10 protein-coding genes and 1 tRNA gene are annotated in these 20,583 nt (G+C 36.2%); 4 read left to right on the plus strand and 7 right to left on the minus strand.

The annotated features are described in order from the left end of the window. Window positions 1-2: 2 nt before the first annotated feature. Window positions 3-3,053 carry a SusC/RagA family TonB-linked outer membrane protein gene (locus OO013_RS00260; protein WP_266054507.1) on the minus strand — a complete coding sequence of 1,017 codons (3,051 nt, stop codon included), beginning with the start codon at window positions 3,051-3,053 and terminating at the stop codon, window positions 3-5. Window positions 3,054-3,671: 618 nt separating this feature from the next. After that, window positions 3,672-3,745, minus strand: a tRNA-Ile gene (locus tag OO013_RS00265). A gap of 88 nt (window positions 3,746-3,833) precedes the next feature. On the opposite strand from OO013_RS00265, the gene OO013_RS00270 reads away from it, so the two are divergent. Together OO013_RS00270 and OO013_RS00275 are read left to right on the plus strand one after the other, a co-directional pair. After that, window positions 3,834-4,451, plus strand: coding sequence for an HAD family hydrolase (locus OO013_RS00270; RefSeq protein WP_266054508.1), 618 nt, complete (start codon window positions 3,834-3,836; stop codon window positions 4,449-4,451). Then, on the plus strand, window positions 4,441-5,580 hold the full coding sequence (locus OO013_RS00275; protein WP_266054509.1) for a site-2 protease family protein: 1,140 nt from the start codon (window positions 4,441-4,443) through the stop codon (window positions 5,578-5,580). Before OO013_RS00270 ends, OO013_RS00275 begins: the two co-directional genes overlap by 11 nt. A 12-nt stretch (window positions 5,581-5,592) precedes the next feature. Here the strand turns inward: OO013_RS00275 and OO013_RS00280 are convergent, their stop codons facing one another. The 4 genes from OO013_RS00280 to OO013_RS00295 all read right to left on the minus strand — a co-directional run bounded on the left by OO013_RS00280 (window position 5,593) and on the right by OO013_RS00295 (window position 16,562). Beyond that, on the minus strand, window positions 5,593-6,525 hold the full coding sequence (locus OO013_RS00280) for a PorP/SprF family type IX secretion system membrane protein (protein WP_266054510.1): 933 nt from the start codon (window positions 6,523-6,525) through the stop codon (window positions 5,593-5,595). 19 nt (window positions 6,526-6,544) lie between these two features. Next, complete coding sequence (locus OO013_RS00285) at window positions 6,545-11,743, minus strand: gliding motility-associated C-terminal domain-containing protein (protein ID WP_266054511.1); 5,199 nt, start codon at window positions 11,741-11,743, stop codon at window positions 6,545-6,547. A gap of 125 nt (window positions 11,744-11,868) precedes the next feature. After that, window positions 11,869-14,982, minus strand: a complete 3,114-nt coding sequence (locus OO013_RS00290) for an FG-GAP-like repeat-containing protein (protein ID WP_266054512.1) — start codon at window positions 14,980-14,982, stop codon at window positions 11,869-11,871. An 8-nt stretch (window positions 14,983-14,990) separates the two neighbouring features. Continuing rightward, complete coding sequence (locus OO013_RS00295; RefSeq protein WP_266054513.1) at window positions 14,991-16,562, minus strand: PorP/SprF family type IX secretion system membrane protein; 1,572 nt, start codon at window positions 16,560-16,562, stop codon at window positions 14,991-14,993. Window positions 16,563-16,910: 348 nt separating this feature from the next. Here OO013_RS00295 and OO013_RS00300 point away from each other — a divergent pair, with 348 nt between their 5' ends. Together OO013_RS00300 and OO013_RS00305 are read left to right on the plus strand one after the other, a co-directional pair. Then, window positions 16,911-17,381: a hypothetical protein gene (locus OO013_RS00300; RefSeq protein ID WP_266054514.1), complete on the plus strand. Its 471-nt coding sequence runs from the start codon at window positions 16,911-16,913 to the stop codon at window positions 17,379-17,381. Window positions 17,382-17,390: 9 nt separating this feature from the next. Further along, window positions 17,391-17,966, plus strand: a complete 576-nt coding sequence (locus tag OO013_RS00305; RefSeq protein ID WP_266054515.1) for a hypothetical protein — start codon at window positions 17,391-17,393, stop codon at window positions 17,964-17,966. Window positions 17,967-18,260: 294 nt separating this feature from the next. On the opposite strand, the gene OO013_RS00310 is transcribed toward OO013_RS00305, so the two are convergent. After that, on the minus strand, window positions 18,261-20,318 hold the full coding sequence (locus OO013_RS00310) for a carboxy terminal-processing peptidase (protein WP_266054516.1): 2,058 nt from the start codon (window positions 20,316-20,318) through the stop codon (window positions 18,261-18,263). Between the last annotated feature and the right edge of the window lie 265 nt (window positions 20,319-20,583).

A 20,583-nucleotide genomic window follows, 5' to 3' on the forward strand; every position in this document is an offset into this window, starting at 1 on the left:
TATTAAAATTTAATGTTCGTACCAAAAATGATAGTTCTGGCTTGTGGATAATTACCGAGGTCCACACCATTCCCAAAGGGATCGCCATTAAACGCCAGCCCGACTTCAGGATCAAAGCCTGAATAATCTGTAAAGGTTAATAAGTTATCTGCTGAGACGTAAAATCTAACTGAGCTTAGCTTAACCTTATTTGTCATCTGATCAGGTAATGTGTATCCTAACTGAATATTTCTTAATCTTAGAAAAGAACCATCTTCAATGTATCTGTCGCTAAACCAATCATTTTGAGTGACGGACTCTGTTAATCTAGGAGTAGTATTTGTTGTGCCAGGACCTGTCCATGCATTGTCAACTCTGGATTTCAAAAGATTATTATCAACAACATCTGAACCTCCATAGTAATAGGTCATAATATTGGCGATTTCATTTCCCTGACTCCCCATAAAAGAAGCACTGAAATCGAAATTCTTGAATCCTGCATTTAAGTAAAATCCGTATGTGAAATCAGGAATTGGGCTACCGAGTAAAACAGCGTCCTGTACAGTAATTTCCCCATCACCGTTGTGATCCAACCATTTTACATCTCCAGGCATTGCCCTTGGTTGAGCACTATGGGCATCTATTTCTTCCTGAGTTTGAAAAATTCCTTGAGATTGTAGTCCATAAAATGCACCGAATTCCCCACCAACTACAGTTCGAGTAGCCGGTATCTGAGTTTTAGGTTCGTATGCTGCACCCTGAATATTATCTGCAGCTCCTATAGCAGTAACTTCATTATCAATAAATGAAATATTTCCACCTATATTAAAAGTAAAGGATTTAATTTCCTGTCTGAAATCAAGAGTGATCTCAAGACCTTTGTTTGTCATTGAACCTGCATTGGAAGTGGGGGCTTGTGCTCCTGCAAATACAGGGGCAGGAACAAACCGTGAATCAACTAATAAATCTTTAGTATCTTTTATGTAATACTCTGTGGTTAAAGACAACCTGTTATCCAGGAAATAAAAATCCAATCCAAAATTTGTCATTCGGGAGACTTCCCATGTGATATTCTCTGAGGGTATAAAGGTCGGGGCGTAACCCTGATAAGGTGAATTATTATCAAAAGCATATTGCCAACCTGGACTCAAAACAGAATAAAAGGCATATGGTTGAATAGGTTCCTGATTCCCCACTTCTCCCCAGCCTGCTCTTATCTTCAATCCTGTAATAATTTTTGTTTGAGGAAAAAATGGTTCTCTATCTACATTCCAGCCTGCAGAAAATGAGGGAAATGTACCCCATCTGTTTTCTTCAGGAAATTTACTGGACCCGTCCCTACGAATAGTTGCTGTCAGCAAATATTTACTATCGTAAGAATATACAACCCTGGCAAAATATGACATCAAATTAAAAGCTCTTTCCCTGTACGGATCCGCTACTCCTACAGAGTCCGCGAAAACTTGCTCAGTAATGTTACTGGCATCACTTTGATAAATTTCAAATCCCAAAACTGCATTTACACTATGACTATTAATTGTCTTATCATAGGTAAGAGTATTAGAATTTTGCAGAACATTTAAATTATTTGTCTGAACCTGAAGCTCTTCGGTAGTATTTGTTTCTTGTGGATTAATAATTGGAACCCCATTATCATCAAGGTTTTTACTTTCTACAGTTGTGTAAACCGGTGTCAGGAAATTCCCAATGATATCTCTCTTATCCCAGGTAACATTACTTTTGAAAGTAAGCGACTTGGTAATTTCATAGGATAGTCCTAAGGTTGGTTGTATTCTTTCAGATTCCTGAAGCCTAAACTGACTTATGTGAGCTAGTCTGGCAGGATTCTCAATGTCTGTTAAATTCGTTCTATCCCAATTGCCGGTAATAGGATCTATAATTGGATTAACAGGGTCTTTTCTAACAGCAGTACCTAAAATGCTCGTATAAGTACCCTGATTATATACAGTATTTTCGTTTAAAGAATACTTTATTCCTCCTGATAATGTGAGTTTATCAGTAGCATTAAACTCCAATTGAATATTTCCCTGTGATCTCTTTCCATAAGAATTTACCACTATACCTTCTTGATTGAAATAGGTTCCTCCAATGCTGTATCTTAATTTTTTAAAACCACCTCTAACACTTACATCATAAGATTGAATTGGTGCGTTTTGGAGTACTTCCTCCTGCCAGTCCGTCCCTTCATTATTCCCGGATAAAGTTTGCTGAATCCAAGACCTTAAATCTTCAGATTCAATTCCACTCAATTGTCCGCCTTTAAGATCAAGATATGTCTTGGCATATCCCTCTGCATCCAGCAAGTCAATTGTTCTCCAGGCTGTTTGCGTTCCGTAGTATGCATTAAACTCTACCTGAACTCCATTTGACAAGCCTTTTTTAGTTGTGACTATCACCACTCCGTTAGCTCCCCTTGAACCATAAATAGCAGTAGCGGAAGCATCTTTTAATATTTCGATATTCTCTACATCATTAGGGGATATATTACTTATGTCATCAGTTAAAAACCCATCAACAACATAAAGAGGGTTTGAGTTAGAAAATGATCCAACACCACGCACTCTGATACTTGCTCCAGAGCCTGGTGCTCCTGAATTCGTAGTAACTTGTACGCCTGCAACCTTTCCTTGAATAGCTCTGCCTACGTCTACAGTTGCAAGTTTTTGAATTTGCTCAGGGTCAACAGATCCTACTGACCCGGTAAGATCACTTTTCTTAACCTCACCATAGCCAACAACAACTACCTCACTGAGCAATTCAATATTTTCCTGAAGGACAATATCAAAAGACGTTTGATCTCCTACTTCTACTCTTTTAGGATCAAATCCAATATAAGTTATTACTAACACTGATTCCTCCGAAGGCACCTCCAAGGCAAAGCTTCCATCGACTCCTGCTGTTGTGCCAATTTGTGTTCCTTCAATATGAATTGTGGCACCAATCAATCCTTCACCTTGCGAATCCCTGACAGTTCCTGAAATTGATCTTTGAGCCCAAATCATTTGTATTTGGAATAACATTAGAATTATGAAAACAGTGTGTTTAAGTTTCATGTTTATAGGTAATTAATGTAAGCAATTAGGGCAATGACAAGACTTAGACCTATTATGAGTAATTCCAGAAGAAGAAGTTTTCTCAACTTTCTCTTATTTGATGCTTCTGAATTTTTCGAACTATTTTTAATGTCCTTCATTTGCTTTTAATAACTGATACAACAATTATACAATCATATCTTGCCTAAACACGAAGGGCTTTTTCCCAATATTAGAGGGTGTATTTTGCAATTATCCAGAAAGGACAGATTTTACAGAAACTGAAATATTTACCCTTGTAAAAGGACTTAAACCAGACTAAAAAGTATTATCAAAAGAAAAGGATGATAAGTTAAGTGAGCCGAAATTTCCTTTTGAAAGGAGATATGAAATTAGATTATTATCAGTTATAAGAATGTGATACTGATTATTCCTCTACTAAGTGTACTAATGATTGAGGTTCCTATACATTATAATAGATCCAGCAGAGCTTTTAATCAATCACCTTTTTAAAATTCTCTTTTATGAAAAAATATCAGAATGAACTTTACTGACAATAAATATTGCAATAAAAGACGACCAGCTAGATACTGCCTTAATAAAAAAGCCCCACAAATATTGTGGAGCTTAATTTTAATGTGGGCCCTGCTGGGCTCGAACCAGCGGCCACCTGATTATGAGTCAGGTGCTCTAACCAACTGAGCTAAGGGCCCGAAAAGCCTTTGTTACATCAGCTTTGAATTGGGAATGCAATGTTACATATTTGCAGTATAAAATCCCAAACTGATTAAAGAAAAATTAATGATTCAAAACATAATATTTGATCTTGGTGGTGTAATCATCAACCTCGACACCGACTTAACCTACTCTAAACTAGTATCTTATTGCAACGGAGATGTCGATGCAGCTAAATCGAGAATTTTTGATTCCAAAATAACAGAAAGATATGAATTGGGTGAATTAACTGATGAACAGTTCCGAGATGAAATGAGGGAGATACTAAATCATAACTTAAGCGATGAAGATCTGGACTATGCCTGGAATGCAATGTTGCTTGATATTCCACATCAAAGAATATCTCTGCTAGAAAAATTAAAGGATGATTATTCCCTGTATCTCATGAGTAATACTTCGCCAATACACATTTATGGAGTTAATGATGTATTAAAACAAACTTCAGGAGTAAATGATATAAGTTCTTTTTTTGACAAAACGTACTATTCATTTACAATGAAAAAAAGAAAACCTAATCCGGAAGTATTTCAGCAAATTCTTGAAGAAAATGAACTGGAGCCTGCCGAAACATTATACTTTGACGATCTGAAACAAAATATTATTTCCGCGAAACAATTGGGAATAAATGCAATTCATGTAGATGGACCTGAAGTCTTAATTAATTATTTTAATCATGACAGATAATCATTTTTCTGCAAAAGATATACTAAAGCATTTATTTTTATTTTTACTGACTTTTGGCGCTACAATTCTGGCCGGGGTATTCTGGGTGAAAGGAAAACCTGTTAGTATGATTGCTGACTGGACAAAAAATGATTGGTATTCCGGCTTCATGTATGCCTGGCCGTTTCTTCTTTTTCTAACGGTCCATGAATTTGGCCATTTTTTTACAGCCATTAAACATAAGGTAAAAACCACTCTACCTTTTTATATTCCCTTCCCTCCTATACCATATTTACTTCCGATTACTATAGGTACAATGGGAGCCGTAATAAGATTAAAAGGATTAGTAAAAAGTCGTAAAGAATATTTTGACATTGGAGTGGCTGGGCCATTAGCAGGATTTATTATTGCTTTTGGTTTACTTTGGTATGGATATTCTCACCTTCCACCTCAAGAGTATCAATTCGAAATACACCCTGAATATAATGTGGAAGGAAAAGGTTTTAACTTCAGACCAGAATCAGACGAGAATACTATTGATATTTTAGTTGGAGATAATCTTTTATCACTATTCTTCGAAAATTACGTTGTTGATAACCCAGAATTGCTACCAAATAAGCACGAACTTTTTCATTATCCCTTTTTATTTGTAGGCTATCTCGCTTTAATATTTACAGCTCTTAATCTATTACCAATTGGTCAATTAGATGGGGGACATGTCTTATTTGGGCTTTTTGGAAGAAAATTACAGGGGAAACTTTCCCTCACTTTCTTTATTTTATTTATTCTATATGCAGGTATTGGATTTATAAACAGCAGGCAGGCTATTTCAGATCTAATGTTAGCTGTACCACTATATCTACTGTTTCTTTATTTCATAATGGGCAGAGTATCTAAAGACCCTATGACAAAGATCATCATTGCTATAGGGATATACAGCATACAATATTTTATAAACTTTTATTTCCCTGATATAAAGGGATATTCAGGATGGTTATTCTTTGGTCTGATTATAGGGAGGTTTATTGGAATATATCATCCACCGGCCCTATACAATAAGCCTTTATCTCCATGGAGAAAAGTAATTGGATGGCTAGCAATATTTATTTTTATTATTAGCTTTAGTCCTCAACCATTAATCATTGAATAATAATATTACTTTTTATCTTAAGAAATAAGAAGGGCATGGCATCGATTTATGACTATTATCGATATTGACTCCATATTGTATAATAAATTCGTGTGAGCCCCTGTTAAACTGATTGAGATCGCTAAATACATAGTCATAAGCATATCCAAAACTCCATTCTCTGGTAGCCTGGATCTGGAAAAATGTAACCAGAGACCTTCCGGTACGATATGATGTTCCAAGATTAAGCCTTCCGTAAAGCACGAAATTCAGGTTAATATCAGTACCTACCGGTGCCCCTTCCTGAACTCTTAAAAGAACGCTTGGTCTTATCAACAGGTTTTGAGATACAGGAAATACATGACCTCCCGTTAAAAAATAATATCTTCTTTCTATTGATTCAGTAACAGTGCTGATGTCATTTTTATCAAAAGTGTTATTGTGAAGAATATAAGGCACAGATAATCCTACGTATGTTGAATTATTATGCCAGTAAGCACCTACTCCAAAATTAGGATTAAATGAATTGTTTACTCCCTGAAGATTAGGATCTGAAATATCATCAAGAGTTAGCCTTGTATAATCTGAATTCAAATTATTAAAACCAGCTTGTAAACCCATAGACAATGTTCCTCCCATTGTCTTAACTTTATAAGAATAGGCTGCATAAACTCCAATATCCGAATGGATTCCCACTCTGTCATTGGTTATCATCAGACCGAGTCCAATATTCTTTTTCGACAGTTTTGAATCAACTGCAAAAGAAAGTGTTTTTGGCGCACCATCCATATTGATCCATTGATCTCTGTAGGAAGCAATTCCATGAATAGTTTCATGCACACCGGCATAGGCCGGGTTAATGGCCATACCGTTGAACATATACTGTGAAAACACAGGTCTTTGCTGAGCTTTCAATCCCATCATTGAAATGAAAGCTATTGCTAATATTAAAGTTGATTTTTTCATTATAATTGCTGGCATTTTTTTATCTCACTAGTTCCAGATAACCATTTTTAGGTTCAGAACCATCTCCTTTATCTATCACGTAAAAATATGTTCCGATTGGTAACTTTTTACCACCTGCATATATACCACGGTTTCCATTTCCTCTAAAATTATTTCCTAAAGAATCATTTGCTGATTGACATTGTGCTTCAGGATCATAATCATTAGTATAACCGTCTGTTTCGTAAACAAGATCCCCGTATCTATTGAATATCTTAACATTATTATTCTCAAAACACTCTATACAATCAACTATAAAGTGATCATTCTTACCATCTTCGTTAGCAGAAACTCCATTGTACACAAAAATGTCTGGTTCTATAGTTACATCAGTTGAGTCTGCACATCCAAAAACGGTAGTAACTTTTACTTCGTATAATCCGGTAGGAATATTGATCAGATCAGAACCAAAACTATAGACTCCTCCCATATCCCAAAGAATAGACTCCACATCTACATCATTTGTAACTACAGCCCTGGCGAAACCATTACTGTAATCACACTCAGCTGGTTTTGCTCTTGTATAGAATTCAGGATACACTCGTTCATCTGGAACAAAGGCATACACTGCTTCACTTCTGCACGATGTAGCTCTATTAATTGACACTACTGTATAATCACCAATATTAAACATATCGTAAGTCTGCCCTGTGTAGTAATGATCTAATGTATCTAATTCATCAGAACCATCAACCAAATCATACCATTCAAATTGATAATCATCCTGATCGTCTACACCTGGAACATAGGCATTTTGGATACCATCAGGCTCAATACAATTCTCTCTACCTTTAATCAATTCTGGTATGACCGTAGGATATACTCTGGCATCTTCAATAGTTACCGTAGTAGTATTCTGACAATAATTCAAATTATTAGTTGCTGTAACCGTATATGTTGAATCAAGTAAATTATATACTTCAGATCCTCTAGCTACTAGGGTTTGATTTCCCTGCTCATCTTTTATTGTCCATTCAAAAGAATGTGTAAAAATATCTCCATTTGTCACTCTGACCTCAGCTTGACCATTTGGATCTCGAGGACTACATACAGTCAACGGACTCGTAGCCTCCGCAATAATTTCAGGATTTTCTTCCAAGTTATCGACTACTACCTCTTCAGATTTACAGTTGTATGCAGGATTACCATTCTCATCTAATTGAATTAGTGAGACTCTATAATCAGATGGAGCAAGTTGCCTGTATAGGTATGTTTGATTAGTTGGATCTCCTGTATATGGTATTACAATTGAATTTCCTGACTCGTCTATACGCTCTAATCTGTATGTAAATTCAAAAGGATAATTAAATTCAGTATTCACCAGAGAAACTGACACACGGCCACTATCTACAAAGCAAAATGGATCATCATGTTTATTAGTTCTTAAAACATACTCATCAAGGGTTGGAATATCAATGAAAGTAACTACACTATCCTGACAGAGATTATTTGGATTCGTAACAATTGCGGAATAATAACCCGAAGGCTGATTATTTAACTGACTTTGAGTGGTATTATTATCTGTCAGATTAAGATCATTAACCGTTTCATCGTTTTCAATATCACCACTAAACCATTGGAAATTATATGGTTGATTCGAAGTAAGGGTTATTCTACCTTCAGCATTTAAGCAGTTAGCATTTAATATACTTTCATCAATTGAATTTGGATAATCTGCGTCATCATCAACGGGTACGGTATAAGGTTCTGATTCACATTCGAATCCAAAACTTTGCTTAGCCACAATGGTATAGTCTCCAGGCTCCAAACCTAAAGCCTCCATACCAGGACCCGTAGCATTTCCGACAAATTCAAAATCTGCTTCTTCTATTATTTTCCTGTTTGTTCCTTCAAAAACATAAAACACATAATCTGTATGCTCCTTATCTGAAGGCATATTAGTGACGTTTCCTATTATTCTACCATTAAATGGAACACATTGATCGGAAGAGAAAGGATTCGCATTAATTTCCGGTACGATAGCATTCACATCGACTGTATAAGGTCTATAGTCTGAACATCCTGAAGCAGGGTCAATTGCTTCAATGACATAATCTCCCGGAGGAACATTTTCAATTTCATCTCCTGTTGCAAACAATCCATCAGTTGGAGGAATATCATTGCCGAAATACCAGTTAAACTCTGCATCTACCACTGGATAACCATTAGAAGAAAACGTTGCTGTAGCGGTCAGAGGAGTAGCAAAACAATCACCTAACCCATTGTTTTGAGGAATTATATCCATTTCCGGAGTATTATCCTCTACTTCAACAGAATCCATATCGCTACAAAGCGTATTTGGATTCACTACGCTTAGGTAATACATACCGGCTTCTAATTGATCAACATTTTGATTATTGCTGATCAAAGTACTTTCTTCATTAGTCCAGGTAAAGTCATAATCCAAAGGATTTTGATCTATACCACCAATCACACGGCCATTAGCAGGATTACAGACTGTTTGAGGTTCTGAATCCAGGTTTAAATTCGGAATCACACGTTGATCAGAAACCGAAGCACTTGTGATTTCAAAACACCCTGTATTTTTATTTATTACTTTTACAGTATAATCTGATTCATCAATGTTTTCTAGTAATTGACCAACACCAACCAGAGTTGTGTTATCCTGTACAAATTCATCATTGTACCAGTAAAAATCAAAATCATCATCGTCTGCAGTTGGAACAGTTGCTCTAAGAGCACCATTTGGACTTACACAATTAGTCAATGGTGATATCTCTTCGATGTCTGCTGAGAAAAATTCAGCTTGTACACCTATTTCTACTTCTACAGTATCAGACTGACATCCAAATCGATCGTTAATTGCGAAGACACTATACGTTCCTTCAGCCAGATTTGGATATGTTCTTTGAGTAAAATCTGCATTACCAGTCACAGGTGTTGGTCCATCGAACCATCGGTAACTATAACCAGTAGTTTGGACATTTCCATTAATAATTACATTTGCCCTTGCAGCTCCATTATCCGGATATGCTGGATCACAATTAATATTATCTTTCAGTTTTTCTGCTTCAAGAGGGAATGGTAAAGCAGGCACAGGCTGTGCACCTATATTATTTGTATAATCTGTTTCTAATATTATTGTGGAAGGAAAATTAATAGGAATTCCACTTGTACCATTATCATTAATGGCAATGTAAAGATCTACGATTGCTTCTCCCGTACCTTCAACCTGAGCATCATTAACAGTAAATACATCATTTTCATTCAAATTATTTATGGGAACGGAAATCGTATTCAACCTCCGTGCCCCACTCCCCGTCGGATCACCATCATAAAAGGTAATATCAAGATTATCATTGAATGGAATATCTGAAAGATTAGTAATATCAAATGAAACGGTAAAATCAGTTTCGGGACATGTTGGAGCATTATAATTAATCGAATTTTCGTCGATGGCTAAATCTAATGCCGAAATCACATCAACAATAATGAAAACTGTTTCTACTGCACCGATTTCATTAATTATCTGTACTTCGACTGTATCTTTCCCGTAATAAGTTTTGGAAGCAGTATAGGTAAAGCATGAATCAGTTGCTGGCGTGAATTGTACTTCTTCGCCCTTACCTGAAGTCCTAACATCATTTACTAGATTAGGCGGAGCACAACTTTCTCCCCAAATACACATATCCACTGTACTTCCCTGCACAACACCCTGATAACCCGGGGTAGCCAAATCAGAATCAAAATCATAAATTGAGGTATAATCCTTTTCTCCCGTATTATTATAGTGATATGGATCTACAGTTTCGATTTTACTACCAAAACCGGATAAGAAACCATAGGTACCCGTACCACTTGCACCAGTCATATATCCCACTTGTAGGAATTCATCAGAGGTGATTATCAGGTTATCCTGGCTTCTAACGTGCTGAGTCGGAAAAGAAACGGCATAATAGTCAGGCCTACCGTTTACCGGATATACTGAAACTCCTGTATAAGAAGTGTATGATTGTCCATTAAACGTTAATGACGATAACCCTTCCTGAGGAAGAACAATATTTATTCGTTGTTTCTGAGAATAATTTTTAAAAGGAACAAATTCTATGTACTTACTACCCGCACAAAACAATGGAGGAACAATAGCCATACCGACTTCATCTCTTACCCTTCCAGGGTCAGATCCACTAACCTGATAAACATATATTGGATTATTTGAAGTAATATAATGACCTCTTCCAACGTCAGTATAAGGTCCGCCAAGCATAAAGTTATAGTACTCTCCTTCATTAAGAGTTGTAACCGGAGTAGCCGCACCATCTATAAATATCTGAGTATTATCTTCAGTAGCTACGATTATACTGTATTCAAATTCAGGATCATTTTCTCCTCTCATTACAATATATTCATTACCAATTCTTTCAATTGGCACAAGCTGGTCTGCACCGCCTTCTGCAGATGATGCTCCTGGCCCTTCAATCCTGGTATGCTCCGATCCAGAATTAACAACTATGTTTTTACCATTAGTAGAAACCTTTGTTCCGGTTACCTGTTGTAATGGCCCTTCCCCTCTGACGAGGTAAGTTTCGCCTTCATTTAATGTTACAGAATGATTTTTTGTTCCTAACCCGGCAAAATTATAAGGATAGGATGCCGGCAATTCAAAAGTTACTATAGTATTATCTTCTGTAGCCATAACCGAGATAAAGTGATGCTCTTTACCTCTGGCGTATTGACGGTCCATATTTATTGTTTGGGAGCCTGCATAAAATAAAGTACCCAGGGCTTGTTTCCCTTTAAGAGTCACAATATTTTGATTGTTCACTGCTGCAAGTCGATAAGTTACCTGAACAGGATAATCAGACTCAACAATTAATCCTTTAGAATTTTCAACCTGATTCAAATTCAGGGTCATCCCTAATGTCGGACTCAAAGCCATATTTGCGGGTTGTCCGGGTCTGACTACAAAATTTTGATCCACAGCACCATCAACAGTATAAACTCTGACATTTGCTACAGGAAATTTGGTAGTGATTAAAAACTCAGACCTGGCATTAAGATTTGGCTGATTGGCATTCCAGACCGGTGGAAACCACAACTTAGTATCAAATTGAGCATTAGCTGTAAAAGACAAAGAGGCTAACACAAATAAAGCAAATACTTTAATAGTTAGCTGGTTTAAAAAATTGTCTCCTTTGTGTTGATAAAAAATATTCATCGGAGTTAAATATGGTTTGGTCTAAAAGTCTATTTATCTTATATATTTCGGATTCTATCCATAAATATATTCGTTTCATCTAGCAAAGGTAACCAATAATTCTATTAGAAATTGAAATATTTCAATTACCGAACTAAAACGATACTACCGCTCCCCCCTATGTTATCATCTTCGCATTGGATAACATAATAGTAAGCTCCTTTTTCAAGATAATCACCATTATAAGTGCCATCCCAATCGTTGTTGTATGGGTTTGCTTCAAAAAGAATTCTTCCTAATTCATCAAAAATTTTAACACCACATCCCGGGAATTGATCAATACTCTGGATGACCCAGGTATCATTAATTCCATCGCCATTAGGTGAAAGGATTTTATTAGTCTTAAATTCAAACGACCCCTCAACTGTAATTGTTATTTCTGCAGATCCGACACAGCCGTTTGATCCAGTCGAAAATACTGTAAAGGTAGTTGTTTCAGCAGGGAAAGCGTAAGGATTGGATATATCTGGAAAATCAACATATTCAGCAGGTTCCCATAGATAGTCTACTCCTCCACTGGCGGTTAATGTTACTGTATCACCACGAGATATCTCTGTTTGATCAGCAGTAATATCTATTGTAGGAGCAGGTAAAGTATTTAATGTAAAGCTACCAGCTCCCGGGCAACCAGCTCCACTGCTGACAGAGACAGTGGCCTGAGTTCCACTAGTATAATAAGCCTGTCTTCCGGTTGAACCATTCGACCATTCATAAGAACTATATTCAGATACCGTCTGAAGTAAAACAGAATCCCCTTCACAGAAAGGCATAGTTCCTGACACTAATTCAATATTAGCTACTGGAGCATCCTCTACAGTAATCGTCTGAGTGGATACATCCTGACAGGCAGCCCCATAGGAAACAGTTAAACTTACATCATATGTTCCAGCTGTATTAAAAATTTTCGTTGGTTCAAATTCGGTTGAAGAATTACCATCACCAAAATTCCAATTATAGCTTACTGTTTGACTTCCATCAACAGAAGATGTATTTGAGAAACTAAGCGTGGATCCTCTACATAAATTTCCACTTATCGTAAAATCCGAGACAGGAGCTGCAGTAACAGTCACTACCACAGGATCAGACTCTTGAGTACAGCCTGAAGTATTTTCTACTATTACACTATAGCTACCGGATTCAGTCACTGTCAAACTACCTGTAGTAGCCCCGCTAATTACACTTCCATCTTTTTTCCAGGTAAAACCGGTGATCTCTGCAGAAGCTGGTACTTCAAGAACTACGTCATTACCGTCACAAAATGATGTTGGCCCATTTGGTATGATGGATGAAGAGGGTAAATTGGCAAGACCTGCATAGGTTTCTACAGGATCACTTTTACAATCTCCACTTACAGTTTGAACATAATAGTATCCAGCATTTTCAACATTAAACCCAGAAATAACAGGGTTTTGTTCAGTTGATTCAAACCCATTTGGGCCAGTCCACAGATATGTTGCTCCAGAAACTGTCCCTGCAGATAAAGTCAATGTTCCATCAGGACATACTGGCCCATCATTTGAAGCAGCAGGTTCATTCGGAGATGTAGAATTATTTAATACAACACCTAAAACATTCGAAGAAGCATTACAACTTCCTTCAATATGCCTTACTGTATAATTTCCACCAAGAGATACGTCCAGAAAATTATCAGCACCTTGTTTTTGCAATACATTATCTTTATACCAGGCGTATTGGCCCGTTATTGTAGGAGTAGCATACACTCTCCTAACATCTCCAAGACAAATACTCATAAACGAGGGCGGACTCGTTTCAGGTAAAATGCAATTAATATTTTTTAAATAAGCCCAACTATTTGCAGTTCTGGATGTAAAAAATAAATCCGGTCTTGCATTTCCAGTAAGATCTGCTGCCTTAATAGCTAGCCCTGGAGAGGGTACTGTCAGATCATATGTAGTTGTAGTTATAGAGCCCGGTGTACTTGTATTAATAAACACTCTTATCTGAGCTGAAGCTGCACTATTCACAACAACGTCTACATTTCCATCACCGTTAATATCAGCAGCCTCTATACCATAAGTACTGGTTAATGAGGTAAATGAATAAGGAGATGAGAAATTGATATCCCCACCTTCCGATGATGTATTTCTGATTATTGAGATTTGATTTTGAATCTTGGATATTGCAATATCATCAAAGCCATCGTTATCAAAGTCAGCAACCAGGACTCTGGTCAAGTCACCGCCAATTGTAAATGTTTGATAAGGAGAAAAACTAAAATTACCCGGGGTACTATTATTTTTAATAACAAACACCTCGGCACCTAAACTTGCATTCACAACAAGGTCCATTTTCCCATCCTTATTAAAATCACCAATGGCCATGCCACGAGCATTGTCCACTGTTATCGGGAAAGTAGCTGGTGTAGATTCAAAATTTGTTACTCCACCAGAACTTAGATTACGAAATATACTGACCAATTTACTATTGGTTTCGTTAACTACTGCAATATCAAGTCTGCCATCATTATCAAAATCTGCTGCTCTTAAACCGTTTGGATTATTCCCTTCTATACTTAAATTTTGCACTCCGGTAAAACCTCCACTACCATTATTGATCATAACATAAACCAGACTACCCTGACTATTATCCTGAGTAAAAGCAAGGTCCAGGTTTCCATCACCATTAAAATCGGCTTTTTCTACAAACTTAGCAGGCCCGGGAAGTACAACGTCTGATTTTGAAAATGAACCCGTTCCATTATTAAAATAAATTGAAAAATTAGCTTGAGGAGAAGGGTAAACTACTACTACATCATTATGCCCATTATTATCGAAATCTCCACCTAATATATCAAATTGGGGTCCTAATGCACTCTGAATAGATGCAGCTTCAAAACTGGAGGCATTAAGAGGCACTCCAGAATAGCTTAAGTCGAAATATTCTTTTGAATAAGAAATGTTTCCGCTTGATTTTCTAAGTACTGATATAGGAGCATGATGAGCTCCTGCAGGAACTCTAACTCGGATGACATTGGTAGTTACGTCTACTATATTCGCACTAATGCCTCCAAAAGACACATCTAAATCCGAGGATGCAGTTCCAAAACCAGCACCCTGGATAGTCACGATACCATTTACTGTGGTATCAGTTGGAGAAATTGAATTTATTACCGGTATCTGGCCATAAATGTCAGCTCCGATAAATATTAAAAAAAATATAACGATCTGTATCTTTCTCATGTGCTCAATTATTCAACATATAGATAATAAGCATCTTTATAATAACTTATACCTTTAACTCTGTCTCTTTCAATCAATACGTCTTCCGAACTTTCAGTTTTAAAAGTATAGATAATAAATTTCTTTAAGGTTGAACTATAACCATACTGGCCATAAAAACCTCTTTGTCTCATTTTTTCTATATAAGCTTCAACCTCAGCCTCACTATCAAACTGATCTACTACAACATAGTGACCAGGTTTGAGACCATTCGGATCATCACTTTCTTTATAAACCTTATCAGGTTGTTCAATCGGTGGCTCAACAGCCGCTACAGGCTCTGGCTCCGGTTCTGGAACAGGTTCCGGTTCTGGAACAGGTTCAGGCTCCGGTTCCGGTTCTGGAACAGGCTCTGGTTCTGGAACAGGCTCTGGTTCTGGAACAGGCTCAGGCTCAGGCTCTGGTTCAGGCTCAGGTTCTGGAACAGGCTCAGGCTCCGGTTCTGGAACAGGCTCAGGCTCCGGTTCAGGCTCCGGTTCAGGAACTGGTTCCGGTTCTGGTTCGGGTTCGGGCTCTGGTTCCACTTCTACTATTGGAGGTTCTGTAGACTTTGTCTGAACATCCTCTCTTCTGGTATAATACTCATCTAACCAATCAGGCTGAGCTCTTTCCTTCTGTTTCTTTTTAGCTAAACCTTTAAATATATCAATATTATTACCAAACAATACCTGTATTTGTATTTCATGGGTTCCTCCAGGGATACCAACATCTATATTACTTGCAAATTCATATGCATACCCGATTTTGAATTTATCTGGCTGACCAAACCCAACGAGAAGAGAAGGCCCGTAATCTTGTCTGTAACTTCCTCCAAACCACAATATTTCTCTCAGATCAACTACTAAAGCACCTTCATAATAACTCTGACCCGTAGAACCATATCTGTAAATAGCGTAAGGTGTAACCGTGATATCATTGGTTGGAAGCTTAAAATTGTAATAAGCCATGCCATGAAGTACATCGACAGGTTCAAAGGAAAATTGATCAAAATCTTCACTGTTTAAAACATTTTCCTTAAAAAGAGCCGGGAGAGTTAATGAAAGATTTAACCCTTTAATAAAATAATGAACTCCAAATTGAGCCTGGAATGAAACAGTATTTTCACCTAATGCTCCTAAAGCAGGATCAGATAATTGTGAATCATCTAATGATCCATAATCAATACTATTGAAATTTGCTCCCGCTCCAAGGCCAAAACTAATATAGTGATCTCGTTCAAACGGAACAGTATATCCCAAAGTCAGATTTGAAGAAGTGGTATTAAACAAACTGAAGCTTTTATTATATATATTAAGACCAAAAGTCACGCGATTTTCGAATGGCATTTGAAGAGCAAGACTTGCTACTGAAGGAGCTTCATTAATTTTGACCCATTGGCGTCTATAATTAACTTCTACTAACCCACGGCCATAAATTCCTCCCATAGCGGGATTAACAACATAAGGATTCATATAGAAGTTAGACCATGCCGGAGCACGTTGTGCATAAACGTCCGTTGCAAAGACGCATAGAAATAATATAGAGCAAATAATTAGCCTCATGGCATTTCCCTTACTTTCGAAAAGTATTTGATTTAGCTGGTTTCAAAAATTTAAAAAAATAACTTTTACTAGGTTATCCTATAAATAAAAAAACATATATAGTTTAAAAATAATGTCGTAAATTATATAATTAACATTTAAAGTTCAAATAATAATTAAGTTTCACCTTACGTTGGCTTGTAAGAATCACTATTCAACAAGTTGGCAAAGTTTTTGAATGGGTTAAAAAAGACATAAATATCACATAGAATGATTTTTTATTATTTTAATTGTTAAAAATAATTTTTAATATTGATATTTGATGTCGATTAAAAACAGTAACATTTTTTCATTTTAGATTTTTTTGTCGTGAGAAGAACCTCAATAGGAGTACTATTACTAATGATCTCTTTTGTATTGATCTCATTTTCATCTTGTAAATCGAGTCAACCTGCTGCATCTGATAACCAGGTTTCAGTTGATAATACTTCTACTGAACCCGCTGAAAAAGAAAATGTAGTAGAGCAAACTTATGTTGTCCCTAAGGAAACTTACACACGGGTTAACAAAGATTTCAATGAACTTGCTGAACTTAGTGAAACATTCTTCTACGATAAAATAAATGATAAAATAGAAGAGATCTATAGCTATTTTGAAAGTAAAGAAACTCCGGTGTTAACCGTGGTGACTTTTTCAGGTGACAGGCCTGTTTTTGACAGACCTATGACAATTGAACAGTATCTTAATTATTTAAAGGATAAAAAAACTTTTAATCTTAAGATTTATGAGATCACTGTAAATAAAGACGAAAAGATAACTAAGCTAGTGTTATCCAAATAGAAAAAGAAAATGATTAACAAGTCGATATTCATATTTATTTTTATTCTGTTCGCAGGTTCCTTTTTTAATGCGAACGCCCAGGGAGGTCCTGATGATGACAATCTTGAAGCTATAGATTCTTTAGCTCTGGAGAAGATCAGGGACTTAAGTAAGTATATTTCAATTATTGGTAGTAAGGCAACTCCGTTTAGCGAAGCTAACAGGGTAATCGATCGAGCTTTGGAACTATTTGCTGAAGGAAGTGAAGTTGGGGTTAGTTCAGTAAATAGTGACGAGACTATGTATTATGCCATTAAAGAATATTTTGGAAGATTAATGGCTCTGAATTATGACCAGGTAAACATAACTTGGTTTGACATTCAATATATATCCGATTTACAACCTTTACCTAATGGTGAATATGTTGGAGTAATTACCATTTATCAAAAATTCGAAGGTGTTTCCGGAGATAACATTGTGTATAAGGATACTACAAAGAAGGATATCACGGTCTATGTCAAGAAAAAAGAAACTCAAATTGGTGGAGATATAGTAAGCTTCTGGGATGTACTTCTCGGTGATATAATGGTATCTGAAACTATGTAGATTTAAAACATATAATTAGCTAATAATAAAAGACTGGCCTTTATAAGGTCAGTCTTTTTTTGTATCCATTAGACAATTGATATTATAACCTATTTTTCATTTCCTTAATCCAGATCTTTGTAATTAGTTATCCTATACTAATTTTCAGGTTAAGGATCACCATATCTATCAGCCATAAAAACTTAGCCATGATGCTTTTTATCACAATTTTATACTGTCATTTTATAGCTAATACAAATAAAAAAACCGGGAAAAATTCCCGGTTTCAAATTATAATTATATACCTCTAAATTATCACCCTAATTTGGCTGTAATGTAAGCTGAAATGAATTTAAACGCTTCATCAACCATCACATCATCAATCTCGGTTTTCTTCTCTCCGGTTTTGATTTCATCTTCTTCCAACTCCTGATCCAGCATGTCTGAATTGGCTCTTTTCTTATTTTGCTCTTCTATCTCTTTCTTTCTTTCCTGTTCATTTAAAGAGATCGTAGTGCTACTTCTGATATCACGAGCTTCTTTCACGTCATTCACATAATCTTTAAGATTAGAATCAGCATTTAATCGCTTCTTAAAATCAGATCTGTAATCACTTAAAAATCTGTCATTAATCAGAGAAACCTGCTTGTAATCTGCAGATTTTATCTCATCCCAGGGTAAACTATTTTCTAGTGAGCTTTCTCCAAATTTAGAATAGTCATACACACTTGGGAATTCAATATCAGGTATTACACCTCTGTTTTGAGTGCTGTTACCAGAAATTCTGTAGTATTTAGCCTGTGTTAATTTCAATTCACCCAGTTTGCCATCAGGGTTCTTAATAAACCTGGCAAGATCTACCACACTCTGTACCGTTCCTTTCCCATAAGTAACTTCCCCAATGATCACTCCACGCTTATAATCCTGAATCGCACCTGCAAAAATTTCAGAGGCTGAAGCACTCTCTCTGCTTGTAAGCACAGCAAGCGGCCCACCATAAACCAATTCTTCATCGGTATCAGTACCAACTTCTACTGATCCATAACTATTTTTCACCTGTACCACAGGCCCCTTATCAATGAATAAACCAGTCAAATTGATAGCCTCCTGTAAGGCACCTCCTCCATTTCTTCTAAGATCGATTACAATTCCATCTACATTTTTACTTTTGGCCTCCTTTATTAGTTTTTTCACATCATTAGTGGTACTACTAATGTCCTTTTCATTATTTTGATAAGCTTTAAAGTCAAAATAAAATGCAGGTATGTCGATCAAAGCAAAATTGTATTCTTTACCCTGGGTTTTGTAGGGAATCATATCAAGCTTAGCTGATTGATCTTTTAATTTTACTTTATCACGTTCTATTGTAACAGTTTTAGCAACTGCGTTGGCACCTTCAGAGGCTGGTAATACCTTTAATCTCACTAAAGTTCCTTTTGGTCCTCTGATTAATTTTACAACCTCTTCAACCCTCCAGCCAACAACATCGACAAATGGCTCAGACTTACCCTGACCAACGGCTATGATGCGGTCGTTTGCAAAAAGTTCATCAGATTTGTCTGCAGGTCCACCGGGCACGATAGACATAACAGTTGTATAATCATTTATAGTAGCTAATGTTGCTCCAATACCTTCTAAGCTTCGACTCATTTCAATATCAAAATTTTCCTTCGCTCTTGGAGAAAAATAATTGGTATGCGGGTCAAAAGTTGACGTAAATGCATTAGCAAAATACTGGAAAACGTCTTGCCTGTCATATCTTAAAAAGATATTTCTCATTCTTTCGTATCTGCTAATAAGAATTGAATCCGGAGAATCTGTTTCAGCAAGTTTTAAACTTAAATATTGACTCTTAAGAAGTTTTCTCCAGTTTTCATCAAGTTCATCTTCAGAAGTTGCCCATTTTGCATCATCCCTGTCAGCATCATAATACTCGTCTTTACTAAAATCAAATCCATTATTTATAGTTTTAATGTTTTCTTCAACGCGAGAAATCAACTTTTCCCTGAATCTGTTAAACATCTGGAAAGGTAAGTTGAGGTTTCCCTGCATTACGAAATCATCAAAACTGAAACGGAATAAATTATATGGTTCAAGATCCGATGCAGTAAAATACAGTTTATTTGGATCCAGTGAATTCAAATAATTATCATATATTTCTGCAGAAAGTGAATCATCGAGTTTTTCCTTTCTATAATGATGTCTAAGTAATAAAGCAGTCATAATCTGAATTTCTTCAGACTGATCTTTAGACGGCTCTATATTAGATAATGTATCTGCAGAAACCTGAGATGCATGGATATTACCGCTAAAAAGCAGTAATACCATAATGATTAATGCAGTTAGTTTTTTTGATATATTAAGCTCTCGCATACTTTAAATATTGTTACTATTTTATCAATTCAAAAAATATACCATCTTTGTTTTTCAGGCAAAATATAGTCTTTAAAGATAATTAATTGAATGCATGTTTTTCATTCTTTCCAAAGTTTTCTATTACATGATTATGCCGGTTACAATTCTGGCTATTTTAGCAATCTTATCACTATTTGTTAAACGGAAGAAGTTTAAAAAAGTGTTCATAATGTTATTTTCTTCACTTTTTTTAATATTTTCTAACCCTTTTTTAGCAAATAAT

Origin of the sequence: Mangrovivirga halotolerans (assembly GCF_026241165.1) — a bacterium.
GTDB classification, from domain to species: Bacteria; Bacteroidota; Bacteroidia; order Cytophagales; family Cyclobacteriaceae; genus Mangrovivirga; species Mangrovivirga halotolerans.